Genomic DNA, 12726 nt, shown 5'->3' on the forward strand with positions numbered 1-12726 from the left:
CTTGGATAAGGCCCTCCGCTGCCGGAGGCCGCCGTCACTACAAGGAGGAACTCGCCGATGAGCACCCAACAAGCCGCGCCCCCATCGGAGGCAGCCCAGACCCGACGGGCCGTGGGCAATATCCTGAAGGGCTCCGCCGGCAACCTTGTGGAATGGTACGACCTCTACGTCTACACCGTTTTCGCCGCCTATTTCCAAGCCCACTTCTTCAACTCCAAGGACGAACTGCAGGCCGGCCTCGAAGCAATGGCTGTCTTCTCGACGTCGTTCCTCATGCGTCCCATCGGCGCCTGGTTCTTCGGCCGCTACGCGGACCGCAAGGGCCGCAAGGCCGCGCTGACGCTCAGCGTCACCCTGATGTCCGCAGGCTCCTTCGCCATCGCGGTGCTGCCAACCCAGGACGTGATCGGCCTGTGGGCCATGATCCTGCTGGTGCTGGTCCGCGTGATCCAGGGCTTCTCGGTTGGCGGCGAATACGGCACCAGCGCCACCTACATGTCCGAGGCCGCCACCTCCAAGCGCCGCGGCTTCTTCTCCAGCTTCCAGTACGTCACCCTGATCGGCGGCCAGATGATGGCCCTGCTGGTGCTGGTGATCCTGCAGAACGCCCTGCCCAAGGGCGACCTGAACGAGTGGGGCTGGCGGATCCCGTTCGCCATCGGCGGCGTCGCTGCCCTGGTGGTGCTGTGGCTGCGCCGCTCCATGGAGGAGACCGTCTCGGCCGAACAGATCGAGGCGGCCAAGACCCCCGCAGTGGCCGGCCAGGCCCAGCCGGGCACCATGAAGCTGCTGTTCACCAGCTACTGGAAGCCGCTGCTGGTCTGCATCGGCATCACCCTGGGCGGCACCGTGGCGTTCTACACCTACACCAACTTCATCCTGAAGTTCATGAACGATACCTCCGGCATCGCCAAGACCGACACCTCCGTGATCAACTTCTGGGCCCTGTTCATCTTCATGCTGCTGCAGCCGGTCTACGGCATCATCTCGGACAAGGTGGGCCGCAAGCCCCTGCTGCTGTGGTTCGGCATCACGGGCGTCCTGTTCACCTGGCCGCTGCTGTCCACGCTGGCCGGCACCAAGGATCCGTTCACCGCGTTCCTGCTCATGATGGGCGGCCTGCTGATCGTGGGTGGCTACACCTCCATCAACGCCCTGGTGAAGGCCGAGCTCTTCCCGGCCTCCATCCGCGCCCTGGGCGTGGGCCTGGGCTACGCGATCGCCAACTCGCTCTTCGGCGGCACAGTCCCGCTGATCGGCGCCGCTTTCCAGAAGGCGGAACGCGAGGACCTGTTCTTCACCTACGTCACCGTGGCCATCGCCATCTCCCTGCTGGTCTACATCTTCGCCCTGAAGAACAAGAAGGCCACGCACCTGGACACCGAACAGGGCCACGCCTGGGACCAGGCTCCCACGGGCAGCGGCAAAGACAAGGACGCCCTCGGCGTTTAGTGCCCGGCCTGAACCAAGGCGATTGTTCCCTTAGGAGGCGTACGACGGCGGCTGCCCGGCCGCCGTCGTACGCCTCCATTGTTTGCCGGTCCACATGGCCGCTTCAGCCGGGCGGACTATATTGGGCCATGTCGGCACACCACCACAACCGCGGGAGTCTGCACCTATGGCCAAGGAACTTGCCACCCAGCTCATCGAACAACTCCAGGCTGCCGGCGTGCAGCGGATCCACGGGATTGTCGGTGACAGCCTCAACCCGATCGTGGACGCGGTCCGCCAGACGGGAGGCTCTGCGAAGGGCGGCATCGACTGGATCCACGTCCGCCATGAGGAAGCCGCCGCCTTTGCAGCGGCCGCCGAAGCGCAGCTGACCGGCAAGCTCGCGGTGTGCGCCGGCTCCTGCGGCCCCGGCAACCTGCACCTGATCAACGGCCTCTACGACGCCAACCGCAGCGGCGCTCCGGTGCTGGCCATCGCCTCCAACATTCCCAGCAAGCAGATCGGCAGCACTTTCTTCCAGGAGACCCACCCGGACAGGCTCTTTAACGAGTGCTCGGTGTACTCCGAGCTCGTCAGCACGGCCGAGCAGGCCCCGCGCGTCATGCACAGCGCCATCCAGCACGCGCTGGGACTCGGGGGAGTCGCCGTCGTGACCCTGCCCGGCGACATCGCCGGGCTGGAGGCAACGGCACCCACACCGCTCCCGGCCACGTTCCGCCCTGCAGCGCTGGTCCCGGACCCGGCAAGCGTGCGGGAGCTGGCGGATGCCATCAACGACGCCGGGAAGGTGGCCATCTTCGCCGGCGTCGGCGTTGAAGGCGCGCATGCGGAACTAATGGCGCTCGCCGAGCTGGCGAAGGCGCCCGTGGGGCACTCGCTGCGGGGCAAGGATTTTGTCCAGTACAACAACCCGTTCGATATCGGAATGACCGGCCTGCTGGGCTACGGCGCCGCCGCAGAGGGGATCGAGGACGCAGACCTGCTGATCCTGCTGGGCACGGACTTCCCGTATGACCAGTTCCTGCCGGACACCAGGACCGCGCAGGTTGACCGGGCGGCGCAGCGCCTGGGCCGCCGGACCGACGTCGACATCGCCGTCCATGGCGACGTCCTCCCCACCCTGCGCGCGCTGCTGCCGCTGGTGAATGCCAAGAAGAGCCGCCGGTTCCTGGACCAGATGCTGAAGAAGCACGACCGGCTCATGAACAAGGCCGTGGGCGCGTACACCCGCAAAGTGGAGAAGAAGCAGCCCATCCACCCGGAGTACGCGGCCTCGCTGCTGGACCAGGTGGCCGCGGAGGACGCCATCTTCACGGCCGATACCGGAATGTGCAACGTCTGGACTGCCCGCTACATCAACCCGCTGGGCACGCGGCGGCTGATTGGGTCCTTCCTGCACGGCTCCATGGCCAACGCCCTGCCGCACGCCATCGGCGCGCAGCTGGCATACCCGGGGCGGCAGGTGGTTTCGGTTTCGGGTGACGGCGGGCTGTCCATGCTGCTGGGCGAGCTCCTCACCGCGGCCGCCTACAAGCTGCCGGTCAACGTGGTGGTCTTCAACAACTCCACCCTGGGCATGGTCAAGCTCGAGATGCTGGTGGACGGGCTGCCCGACTTCGGCGTGGACGTGCCGGACGCCAATTACGCTGCCGTGGCGCAGTCGCTGGGCTTCCACGCGGTCCGCGTCACGGATCCCGCGCAGATCGAGACGGCCTACCGGGAAGCGTTCGCGCACCCAGGCCCGTCGCTGGTGGAGCTGATCACCGATCCGAAGGCGCTGTCCATCCCGCCCAAGATCTCCGGCTCCCAGGTGATCGGGTTCGCCACGGCCATGTCCAAGGTGGTCCTCAACCGTGGCGCTGGCGAGGCCGTAAGCATGGCCCGCTCCAACCTGCGCAACATCCCCCGGCGGTAGGCGCACGTCGAGTTCGCCGGAAACTGCCGGGTTCGCCGCAGAATCCCGGCGATCTCGAGGGCTTCCGGCGAATCCGGCGCGGGGAGAAAGGTTCTAGCGGGCGCCGCCCTGCCACAGGGCGTCGAAGGGGGCGCCGGAGGCAACGCGGTTGCGGATGCCGGCGGTGACGAAGTCCTTGGCCGTGCGGGCAGCCTCCAACGGGCTGGCGCCCTTGGCCAGTTCAGCCGTGACGGCGGCGGCGAGGGAGCAGCCGGCGCCGGAGACGGCCACCTCGCCCACCTTCGGGGCGCTCAGGACTTCCAGGGTCTCACCGTCGTAGAAGACGTCGACGGCGTCCGGGCCTTCCAGCCGCACCCCGCCTTTGGCCAGGACTGCAGCGCCGCTGAGCTCATGAATGCGGACGGCAGCGGCTTTGAGGGACTCAACGTCGGTGATCTCCAGGCCGGACAGGGACTCCGCCTCAAAGTGGTTGGGCGTAACAAACGTGGCCAGCGGCAGGATCTGCGCCTTGAGGGCCTGGTCGGTGTTCAGCGCGTGGCCGGGCTCCTGGCCCTTGCAGATCAGCACCGGATCCAGGACCACGTTGGCGAACCTGTTCTCCTGCAGCGCGCCGGCCACCGTGCTGATCGTCGCCGGGCTGCCCAGCATGCCGATCTTCACCGTGTCCAAAGCGGACGGCGCGCCCGATCCCGGACCGTACGCCGCCGTCGTCGCCTCCAATTGGTCCGCGATCACCTGCTGGTCTACCGGCACGAAGCGGTGATTCCAGCTGTCCTTCGGATCGAAGGAGACGATGCAGGTGAGGTTCGCGATGCCGAAGACACCCAGTTCCTGGAAGGTCTTCAGATCGGCCTGCGCGCCGGCGCCACCGGTGGCTTCGGAACCTGCGATGGTGAGGACGACGGCGGGACCGTTGGCGGACAGCGTTGCGTCAGGGGAAGCGGAAGTCATGCACCCATCCTGCCACCCGGCGTCGGACGCTTTCCATGTGGCGACGTACAGCGGAGGCTGCGGGGAAGTGTTCACCGCCACAAGGGCCGGGTTCGTGAGCAGCGGCAATGGAAGAATGGCCTGAGTGCTAATACAACCGGCAGTCCCGCTCCGGGCGCCGGCCAACCACTTCTGAACGGATCCATCATGTCCCCTGCCCCCGGCCAGAGCGCCGCGCCCGACGCCATCAAGACTGCGGCCGCAGTCCCCGTTGTCCGTTTCGCCGCCGTCGGCTCGCCCTATTTCGGCATCATGCTGGCCGCGATGGCCGTGGTGCTGATCCTTTCCAACATCGGGGCGTCCAAGGGTGTTGCGATCGGGACGATCATCACCGACGGAGGCTTCTTCCTCTTCCCGCTCGCGTACATCCTGGGCGACGTCATCAGCGAGGTCTATGGCTTCAAGGTGGCGCGAAAGGCCATTTTCACCACCTTCGCGCTGTCTGTCTTCGCCTCCGTCTGCTACTGGGTGATCATTGCCTTGCCGGGCTTCGACGACGAGTACGGTGCCGCGAAGCAGTCGGCGCTGGAGGGTGCGCTGGGTCCCGTGCCGCAGATCGTGCTGGCGTCACTGCTGGCCTTCCTGGCCGGGCAGACCATCAACTCCTGGATCCTGGTCCGGATGAAGGCCCGCAGCGGAGAGAAGTCGCTGTGGGCCCGGCTGATGGGCTCCTCGGGCGCCGGAGAGTTCGTGGACACGCTGATCTTCTGCAGCATCGCGGCATCGGTGATCGGCATTGCGGACTTCGGCAGCTTTGTGAACTACGTGGTGGTGGGCTTTGTGTACAAGACCCTGGTGGAGTTCCTCTTCGTACCCGTCACCTCATTGGCCATCAACTGGGTCAAGAGGCGCGAACCCAGTTACGGCGTTGCAGGTCAGGCCGCCCCAGCGGTGACAAACCCCGCGTAACTGCCACCCGGCGTCGCACGTTCTGACTGCTGACCTGTTGGCTGCCTGGTTCCGAATCGCCGGAATGGTGCCGGATCGCTGGAAAGTACCGGCGGCCTGGTCGCGTTCCGGCGGTTTGACGGTCCGGCAGCATGGCTACCGCCGGAGCGCGGCAAGGATTCGGGCCTTGAACTCATGTTCGCGGAACAGGTCGGCCCATGAAACACGCACGAAGGTCCAACCATTCTCGGTGAGGGCCTTCTCGCGCTGCCGCTCCTGGAACAGCACCTCGGCCGTTGGCCGGTAGTCGAAGTACTTCGCTTTCCCGTCGAATTCCAGCGCCACCTTCTTTTCCTTCCAGGCGAAATCCAGCCGGTACTGGCCAGCGCGTGTAGCCACCTCAACCTGGGGCTCCGGCAGGGGAAGCTTCAGCCGTGTCAGGAGTTCGCGGGTGAGCGTCTCACCGGGTGACTCCGAACGTGGATCTGCGTGGGCGAGTGCGCGTCTAAGGGTCCGGATCCCGCGGCGTCCCTGCAGGGACTCCGCCATACTCTCCATCAGGGCTTTGTCAGCGCCGAGCCGGAGGGCGTGGTCCATCAGCACCAGTGCCTGGCGATAGCCCAGCATCATGCCGCAATCCACTGTCGTCCGCTCAAGCGAGGTCACCCGGAGGCCGCGGAGAGTGACCACCTCCGGCGCGGTCCACGGCCGGGTATGGCCCCGGACGTCCTTGCCGAGCCGCTCAGTGGAAGGGCTCCCCGGCAGCAGAATGTGCACCAGGTCATCAAGATCCCACAGATACAAACCGTGCAGCCGGGCCGCCGAGGTGTGGCTGTACACATAGCCGCCCGTTGAAGTGGTCAGCGTCGCGTGGGCATGGGCGCGAATCAGCTGCCTGCTGCGGACGGGACGTGTCTGCTTCTCCCACAGCTCAGCGCGGATGTAGCAGCCGTGGCGAAGGCGGACCAGCTTCCCGCGGAGGACCAAGGCCTTGATGGCCCGGGAATTGAGTCCCCTCTCGTGCAGTTGCCCCGTCCGCCACAGGTTGCCGGTGCTCGGAAGAGAGGGGAGACGGACTGGCTGCTGTGGTGTCATCCCGGCAGGATCCCGCGGCTGTGGCAGCTGCGGAAGGCGCCGCCGTCGTCATGTGGACAACCCGCCACCGCCGCCCTGGTTCCCGGGACCGCCGGAACCCGTCCGGCTCGCCGCAACGTTCCGGCGCGCCGGACGCTTTCCGGCGGGTTCGACGACGGACCGCCGGCTTAGCCCTTCAGGGTCGCGTCCAGGAGGGCCCGCAGTTCCTTGAAGTGACGCTCGGTGGCGTCCGGGTGGAAGGCCGAAGTGTCGGCCATGGTGTATCCGTGCGGCGCCCCTTCATAGATAACGTTCGAGGCCTCGAGCCCCGCAGCCTGGAGGGCTTCGCCCAGCCGGGCAACGGCGTCGGGAGCCATGCTCCGGTCATGGTCCGCATGGCCGAACACGAACCGGGCCCGCGCATTCGGGAGCCCCAGGTGCGGGCTGTCCGGCTCGTCAGTGGCCAGGCCGCCGCCGTGGAAGCCGCCACATGCAGCCACCAGGTCAGGGTGGGAGGTGGCGGTACGGACGGCGAGCCGGGCGCCCATGCAGTAGCCCACGGTGCCGATGGGGCCGGGCGCCACGCCGTCGAGCGCTGCCAGGGCCGAAACCCACGCACCGATGTCCGGCAGCGCCTTGTCCGGGGTCAGGCGGCCAACCCGCGGGAAAGCGGCCTTGCCCGCGGCTTCCCGGCCTTCCTGGGTGGACATGTCCCCGGTGGGGGCGAGTTCCGCGGCCGTTCCTTCACGGTAGAAGACGTTGGGCGCCAGCACCACGTAGCCCCAGTCGGCGATGCGCTGGGCCATCTCCTGGATGCGGGGGCGCAGGCCGAAGGCATCCATGTAGAGGATGACGGCGGGAAAGGGACCGGCTCCAGTGGACGGGCGGGCCACCAGGGCCTCTGCGGTGCCTTCTGCGGCAGGGATTTCGATAGGCATCCGCCCACACTACCGGAGCTCCCAGGTGCACAGCCTAGGAGTAGTACCGGCCCAGGGTTTCTGCCTTGAAATCGAAGAAGGTGCCGGACTCGATGGCCAGCCGGGCGTCGTCCACCATCTTCACCACGAACCGCTCGTTGTGGATGGAGATCAGGGTGGCGGACAGCATCTCCTTGGCCTTGAACAGGTGGTGGATGTACGCCCGGGAGTAGTTGGCGCAGGCGTAGCAGTCGCAGCCGTCCTGCAGCGGCCCGAAGTCGCGCTTGTACTTCGCCCCCGAGAGGTTGTACCGGCCCTCCGGGGTGTAGAACGCTGAGTTGCGGGCCACCCGGGTGGGGGAGACGCAGTCGAAGGTGTCGGCGCCGTTTTCGATGGCGGAGAAAATGTCGTCCGGCTCGGAAATGCCCAGCAGGTGGCGCGGCTTGTCCTCCGGCAGTTCCTCATTGCACCAGCGAACAATTGTGCCCAGGTTCTCCTTTTCCAGAGCGCCGCCGATGCCGAAGCCATCGAACGGTATGCCGCCCAGGTCCCGGCAGGCCTTCCGGCGCAGGTCCTCGTACTGGGCGCCCTGGATCACGCCGAACAATGCCTGGTACGGCTTGCCCGCCCGTTCCTCCGTGAGGCGGAAGTGCTCCGTGATGCACCGCTCTGCCCACAGCCGCGTGCGCTCCAGCGATTCCTCCTGGTACCCGCGGGAGTTCTGCAGCGTGGTGAGCTCGTCGAACGCGAACATGATGTCGGCGCCGATCTGGTGCTGGACCTGCATGGAGATCTCGGGGGAGAAGCGGTGGCGGTCCCCGTTGAGGTGGCTCTTGAACCACACGCCGTCGTCGTCGATGTGCGCCAGGCGTTCCTTGCCCGGCGCCACGGCGTCGTCCGGTCCTGGAGCACCGGCGGCGGCGACGGTCTTCATGTCGATGACCTTCTTGAACCCCGAACCCAGGCTCATCACCTGGAACCCGCCGGAGTCCGTGAAGGTGGGCCCGGACCAGTTCATGAACGCACCCAGGCCGCCCGCCTCATCCAGGATGTCCGCGCCGGGCTGGAGGTACAGGTGGTAGGCATTGGCAAGCACAGCCTGCGCGCCGAGATCCGCTACGGCTTCCGGCAGCACCGCCTTGACCGTGGCCTTGGTTCCGACGGCGATGAACGCCGGGGTCTGGATGTCACCATGCGGCGTGGAGATGGTGCCGGTGCGGCCGAGGAATTCCCCGCCGTTGTCGGCCACCTGCGCCCCGGTGGGCGGGCAGGTTTCCGCCAGGCGCGTGCCTACCGTATAGGAAAACTGTGACCGGGTATCAGGCAGGGCGAAGGCGGGGTTGGCTGGCACCGTACCAGTGTGCCAGCAATTGGCGCCGCCTCAATAAACCAGCGCCGGCAATGCGCGTGCCCCAAAAATCAGCAGACGGGGTCAGCTGACCGGTTCCGAGTCCGGGTAGTTTCTGGTCCGCCAGGAGTCCCATTCGGACCGGATGGCCTCAAGCTTGCCGGCGCCCAGGTCATACGTAGAGGCGATGACCAGCGAGCCTTCACCCTCTGCGCGGACGTCCTTGATGGCGGGATGGTCGGCCACCACCAGCAGCCCTTCGCCGTGCTCGGCGTAGTTGTGCACCGTGAGTCCCACCTGGTGGCTGGTCCGGTACCAGACCTTGCCGCTGATCTCCTCGCCGGTGTCCAGTGTCACATGGTACGGCTCGCCCGGGGCAGGAAGATCGGCCAGCCCGAGCTTCTCGATCGCGGAGCCCTTCCCTTCCGTCAAGTGCAGGAACAGGGTGTGCCGCTTGCCGTGCGGGTGGCGTTCCAGGGCAAAGCGGAGCTGCTGCAGGAAGGTCAGCCAGCCCTGCGTGATGTCCTCGTCCCAGGCAGCCCACTCGGAGTCATGGTCCATGGCCCCGCGGGTCACGCTGACCCGGGTTCCGCCGGCCTCCGGGTGGAGCTCAAAGGTGTCCCCGCCGTGGACGGTGAGGCGGGTGTGGTCCGCGGATTCCTCCACGTCGCCGGAGAAGTAGATCTCCTTGATCTCGGAGTCCAGGTCCCCGGCCTGCCAGCCGTGCCACTGGGCCACCTTGGACGGTTCGCGCAGCATGGTCCAGACCTGCGGCGCGTCGGCGTTGATCACTACGCTGAGATTGTTGGTCATAGCCCCGAATGTACAACTCCGGCCACGCCCCGGGTAGGGGTAATTTCCCCCGCCCGGACGCCGCTCCGGCGCTCAGGAGCGCACGGCCTCCAGCTCGTTGCTGATCCGTCGTTCCAGCTCGGACATCCCGATGGTTTCCGAACCGCCGTGCGCCCGCAGGAACAACAGGGACTCCAGCCGCAGCAGCCGCCATTCGCGCTCGGCGTCGTGGTTGGAGTTGTCGATGGAGCGGAAGATTTCCTTGTCGTACAGGTTGGGCTCGTTGAGTGAGCGCTGGCGCACCTTGGCCGCCATGCGCGCCTTGAACGGGTCCGTTTCCTGGTTCTCAGGGGTGCGGATCAGCTTTTCGTAGACCTCGGCGCGCGCGTTCTGGCCATCCTGCCGGCAAATGTAGCTGGCCAGGGCGAGGGAAGCCTCCACCGAGGTCCACCGGCCGGGGTTCCCGTCGTAGGGCAGCACGGTGAGGAGGTCGGCCACGGACAGTGCCCCGTCGGCGTCCTTGAGCGTGATGAACAGTTCGTGGGCCAGGTCGCTGAGGTCCTTCAGGCAGCTTCCGGACTTGAAATTGACGCCTTTGGAAAGCCGGTCGGCCAGGAGCAGGACGCCCTCCGCATCCGGATGCGCCTCGGCGGCCGCTTCCACCACGGATTCGGGTGTGCCGGCCGGCGCCGGGATGAGCGCGAGTTCCTCCTCGCTGGGCCCGGTCACCGCAGGCGGTACCGGCGGCAGGGGAGGTACGACGACGGCGGGCGTCACATTGATGGGTCCCGTCCCGCGGCCGGGCTGCTCCTGCCGCCCATCGGCAGGTGCGGCGGTTTCCAGCGGCGGTGTGGCCTCCGGAAGGTTGGCCGGCAGCGGAAGCTGGGTGACGTCGTCGTGCGCTCCGTCAACCACGGTGACCGTGGTGCCGATGGCCACCCGCAACGTCCCGCCGCCGGAAAGGCTCGCCAGCACCAGCGCCGGGGAGCCGAAGTCGTCGTGCTCAAGCTCCACCTGGTCGATTTCGGCGGTACGCCGGCCGTCCGGAAGGAGGATGTGGGTGCCGGTGGTCAGAGATCCAGCCTGCTGTTCACGGTGGTGCCTGGCGGCTGGTGATTCGGTCATGGGAGTCCTTAAGTTCTCTTGCGGTCCGCCCTACAGTCTACAAAGGCGGACGCCTAAAACCGGGGACCCCCACGTCCCGGCGGGGTTGTCAGAAGCCAACACCTGCGAACGCCAGGGCCTGCCGGATGAGGCCGCCGCGGCCGCCCACGAACTCCATCTGGACGCCCGGGCTGAGGACTTCCTCGGGGGTCATCCACGTCAGCTCCAGGGCGTCCTGGCGGGGCTCGCATTCGCCCGTGACCGGGATGACGTAGGCCAGGGATACGGCGTGTTGCCGCTCGTCCGTGAATCCGGTCTGGGATGGCGCCGGGAAATATTCGGCCACCGTGAACGGCACGGGACTGAGCGGCAGCTGCGGAAACGCCAGGGGGCCCAGGTCCTTCTCCATGTGCCGCAGCAGTGCGGCCCGGATGGTTTCGCGGTAGATGACCCGGCCGGAGACCAGCGAGCGCACCATGGTCCCGTCGGCGTCTGCCTGCAGCAGTGTGCCCACCTCGTTGACGTACCCCAGCGGATCCAGCCTCACCGGCACTGCCTCCACGTACACCATGGGCAGCCGCCCCCGCGCCTCAAAGAGGTCTTCTTCTGAGAGCCAGCCGGGATTCGGGTCAGGTGTGCGCACGTTCATGCTTAAGTTCTACCCCATGGGGCGCCGCTGGGAGATCCAAAGCGTGGCGGGCGCGTTGGGGCTGCCCGCGTCCGGATTGGCCACGTGGAGGGTGCTGCCAAAGGCCTCCTCAGTCAGGCTGGCGGCGAAACCGGCGCCGGTGAGCCGCTCATGCAGCGGTTCCAGCCCGCCGTCGTACTCGAAGCCCAGGCCTGAGCGCGGAGGCCCCGACGCCGGCCGCACCAGGAGCACGCCGCCGTTCTTGGCCGTGAAGTCCGCGGTTTCGTCGTTGTCCGGCACCGGGCGGGGACGCGCGCCGACATGCAGCAGGGTGCGGATGGCAGCCCCGGGTTCGGCGGTGTACCAGACGGCGGCGACCGCCAGCGCGGGGTCAGCATCGGCGCACTGGGCGCCATGGAGGGCCTTGTCCGCCAGGAAGCTGAACCCGTCCGGCGCGCTGATCCCGCAGGCCTCGCCGTGGTCCGCCGTGACAAGTTCCGCCAGCTGCGCCGCCTGCGTCCCGTCCGCGTGCGCCCCGTCTTCCTGCGCGCTGTCCTGTGTCCCGTCTTCCTGCGCCGACAGGTTGGTGCGGCGGGCGAACTCCGCCACGTCGCCCACCTCCACGGCGAAAACGGTGCGGCCGTCCTGGCCGGACCCGGCGTCAGCGCCATGCAAAGCCAGGCGGCCTGACGCGGAGTCGAAGACCTGCCATCCGCCGTCGTCCTCTGTTTGGACCATTCCCAGCGCGGTCAGGAACTGCTTCCAGGACTCAATACGGGAGGTGAAGTGGACGGGACGGACTCGGAGCATGGCATTGTCCTTGGTGAGAAATGGTGTGTGCGGCTGTATGGCCATGATGCCACCGGACGCGCCGGCGCACACGGGGCTTGTGGCAGGGGATTGCACGGGCAGAATTGGGCCATGGCCGATGACCTTGAGGAACTGCTGGTACCTGACGCTGCTGCCTGGCGCGCCTGGCTGGAGGAAAACCACAAAACCAGCCCTGGCGTGTGGCTGGTCCTGCATAAAAAGGGCGGCACCGTCACCGCCCTTGACTACCCGGCCGCGCTGGACGAGGCCCTCTGCTTTGGCTGGATTGACGGGCAGCTGCGGCGCCGGGATGACGAAAGCTCCTACCAGCGGATGACGCCGCGGCGTCCACGAAGCGTATGGTCTGCCCGGAACGTGGGGCACATCGCCCGCCTGGAAGAGGCGGGAAAGGTGACCGACGCCGGGAGGGCAGCCGTCGAGGCGGCCAAGGCCGATGGCCGCTGGGACGCGGCCTACGGCGGGCAGGCAGATCTGGAAGTCCCGGCAGACCTGGCATCCGCCATTGCCGCAAACCCCGCGGCCCAGGCGATGTTCGACGTCCTGACCAAAACCAACCTGTTCGCCCTGGTCTACCGGACCAACTCCGCGAAGCAGGCAGCAACCCGGGAGCGCCGGATCGCCGGGTTCGTGGACATGCTGGCCCGGGGCGAAACCCCGTTTCCGCAGAAGAAGCGCCCCGCCGGCCAGGACTAGCGCGGGCAATCACTAGCACGGGCAGGACCTGCAGCAGCTTGGCAGTCCGGGATTCTGTTCCCGGCGGCCCGGCCGGTAGGATTGACGGTTCACT

The 12726-nt window shown here is 67.2% G+C and carries 12 protein-coding genes; 4 read left to right on the forward strand and 8 right to left on the reverse strand.

The window, feature by feature from the left end; all coding sequences use genetic code 11:
- Nucleotides 1-57 precede the first annotated feature (57 nt).
- Nucleotides 58-1452, forward strand: a complete 1395-nt coding sequence (locus ASG86_RS17540) for an MFS transporter (protein WP_056337352.1) — start codon at nucleotides 58-60, stop codon at nucleotides 1450-1452.
- 166 nt (nucleotides 1453-1618) lie between these two features.
- Entirely contained in the window at nucleotides 1619-3367 is a 1749-nt protein-coding gene (locus ASG86_RS17545; protein WP_056337356.1) for a pyruvate dehydrogenase, read from the forward strand.
- Nucleotides 3368-3460: 93 nt separating this feature from the next.
- On the opposite strand, the gene ASG86_RS17550 is transcribed toward ASG86_RS17545, so the two are convergent.
- Nucleotides 3461-4318: a hydroxymethylpyrimidine/phosphomethylpyrimidine kinase gene (locus ASG86_RS17550; RefSeq protein ID WP_056337358.1), complete on the reverse strand. Its 858-nt coding sequence runs from the start codon at nucleotides 4316-4318 to the stop codon at nucleotides 3461-3463.
- A 186-nt stretch (nucleotides 4319-4504) separates the two neighbouring features.
- On the opposite strand from ASG86_RS17550, the gene ASG86_RS17555 reads away from it, so the two are divergent.
- Complete coding sequence (locus tag ASG86_RS17555) at nucleotides 4505-5266, forward strand: queuosine precursor transporter (RefSeq protein ID WP_056337361.1); 762 nt, start codon at nucleotides 4505-4507, stop codon at nucleotides 5264-5266.
- Nucleotides 5267-5401: 135 nt separating this feature from the next.
- Here ASG86_RS17555 and ASG86_RS17560 read toward each other — a convergent pair whose 3' ends face one another.
- From ASG86_RS17560 to ASG86_RS17590, 7 genes are all read right to left on the reverse strand, one after another.
- Entirely contained in the window at nucleotides 5402-6340 is a 939-nt protein-coding gene (locus ASG86_RS17560) for a type IV toxin-antitoxin system AbiEi family antitoxin domain-containing protein (RefSeq protein WP_056337364.1), read from the reverse strand.
- 167 nt (nucleotides 6341-6507) lie between these two features.
- Nucleotides 6508-7257 carry a dienelactone hydrolase family protein gene (locus tag ASG86_RS17565; RefSeq protein ID WP_056337369.1) on the reverse strand — a complete coding sequence of 250 codons (750 nt, stop codon included), beginning with the start codon at nucleotides 7255-7257 and terminating at the stop codon, nucleotides 6508-6510.
- Between the two features lie 34 nt (nucleotides 7258-7291).
- Nucleotides 7292-8587: a tRNA guanosine(34) transglycosylase Tgt gene (gene tgt, locus ASG86_RS17570; protein ID WP_056337372.1), complete on the reverse strand. Its 1296-nt coding sequence runs from the start codon at nucleotides 8585-8587 to the stop codon at nucleotides 7292-7294.
- Between the two features lie 81 nt (nucleotides 8588-8668).
- The gene (locus ASG86_RS17575) at nucleotides 8669-9397 is read right to left on the reverse strand and encodes an SRPBCC family protein (protein WP_056337375.1); all 729 of its coding nucleotides are present in this window, start codon (nucleotides 9395-9397) and stop codon (nucleotides 8669-8671) included.
- 72 nt (nucleotides 9398-9469) lie between these two features.
- Nucleotides 9470-10501: a DUF6707 family protein gene (locus ASG86_RS17580; protein ID WP_056337378.1), complete on the reverse strand. Its 1032-nt coding sequence runs from the start codon at nucleotides 10499-10501 to the stop codon at nucleotides 9470-9472.
- 88 nt (nucleotides 10502-10589) lie between these two features.
- Nucleotides 10590-11129 carry an NUDIX hydrolase family protein gene (locus ASG86_RS17585; RefSeq protein ID WP_056337381.1) on the reverse strand — a complete coding sequence of 180 codons (540 nt, stop codon included), beginning with the start codon at nucleotides 11127-11129 and terminating at the stop codon, nucleotides 10590-10592.
- Nucleotides 11130-11138: 9 nt separating this feature from the next.
- Complete coding sequence (locus ASG86_RS17590) at nucleotides 11139-11918, reverse strand: hypothetical protein (RefSeq protein WP_056337384.1); 780 nt, start codon at nucleotides 11916-11918, stop codon at nucleotides 11139-11141.
- A 111-nt stretch (nucleotides 11919-12029) separates the two neighbouring features.
- Between ASG86_RS17590 and ASG86_RS17595 the strand changes: the two genes are divergently transcribed.
- Nucleotides 12030-12632: a YdeI/OmpD-associated family protein gene (locus tag ASG86_RS17595; RefSeq protein WP_056337387.1), complete on the forward strand. Its 603-nt coding sequence runs from the start codon at nucleotides 12030-12032 to the stop codon at nucleotides 12630-12632.
- The last annotated feature ends 94 nt before the right edge of the window (nucleotides 12633-12726 follow it).

The organism is Arthrobacter sp. Soil764 (assembly GCF_001428075.1).
In the GTDB taxonomy this organism is placed as follows: domain Bacteria; phylum Actinomycetota; class Actinomycetes; order Actinomycetales; family Micrococcaceae; genus Arthrobacter.

What these genes read in the sequence shown, in the direction of transcription:
- ASG86_RS17540 (WP_056337352.1), top strand. Translation starts at nt 58, where the DNA reads ATGAGCACCCAACAAGCCGCGCCCCCATCGGAGGCAGCCCAGACCCGA.
- ASG86_RS17545 (WP_056337356.1), top strand. Translation starts at nt 1,619, where the DNA reads ATGGCCAAGGAACTTGCCACCCAGCTCATCGAACAACTCCAGGCTGCC.
- ASG86_RS17550 (WP_056337358.1), bottom strand. Translation starts at nt 4,318, where the DNA reads ATGACTTCCGCTTCCCCTGACGCAACGCTGTCCGCCAACGGTCCCGCC.
- ASG86_RS17555 (WP_056337361.1), top strand. Translation starts at nt 4,505, where the DNA reads ATGTCCCCTGCCCCCGGCCAGAGCGCCGCGCCCGACGCCATCAAGACT.
- ASG86_RS17560 (WP_056337364.1), bottom strand. Translation starts at nt 6,340, where the DNA reads ATGACACCACAGCAGCCAGTCCGTCTCCCCTCTCTTCCGAGCACCGGC.
- ASG86_RS17565 (WP_056337369.1), bottom strand. Translation starts at nt 7,257, where the DNA reads ATGCCTATCGAAATCCCTGCCGCAGAAGGCACCGCAGAGGCCCTGGTG.
- ASG86_RS17575 (WP_056337375.1), bottom strand. Translation starts at nt 9,397, where the DNA reads ATGACCAACAATCTCAGCGTAGTGATCAACGCCGACGCGCCGCAGGTC.
- ASG86_RS17580 (WP_056337378.1), bottom strand. Translation starts at nt 10,501, where the DNA reads ATGACCGAATCACCAGCCGCCAGGCACCACCGTGAACAGCAGGCTGGA.
- ASG86_RS17585 (WP_056337381.1), bottom strand. Translation starts at nt 11,129, where the DNA reads ATGAACGTGCGCACACCTGACCCGAATCCCGGCTGGCTCTCAGAAGAA.
- ASG86_RS17590 (WP_056337384.1), bottom strand. Translation starts at nt 11,918, where the DNA reads ATGCTCCGAGTCCGTCCCGTCCACTTCACCTCCCGTATTGAGTCCTGG.
- ASG86_RS17595 (WP_056337387.1), top strand. Translation starts at nt 12,030, where the DNA reads ATGGCCGATGACCTTGAGGAACTGCTGGTACCTGACGCTGCTGCCTGG.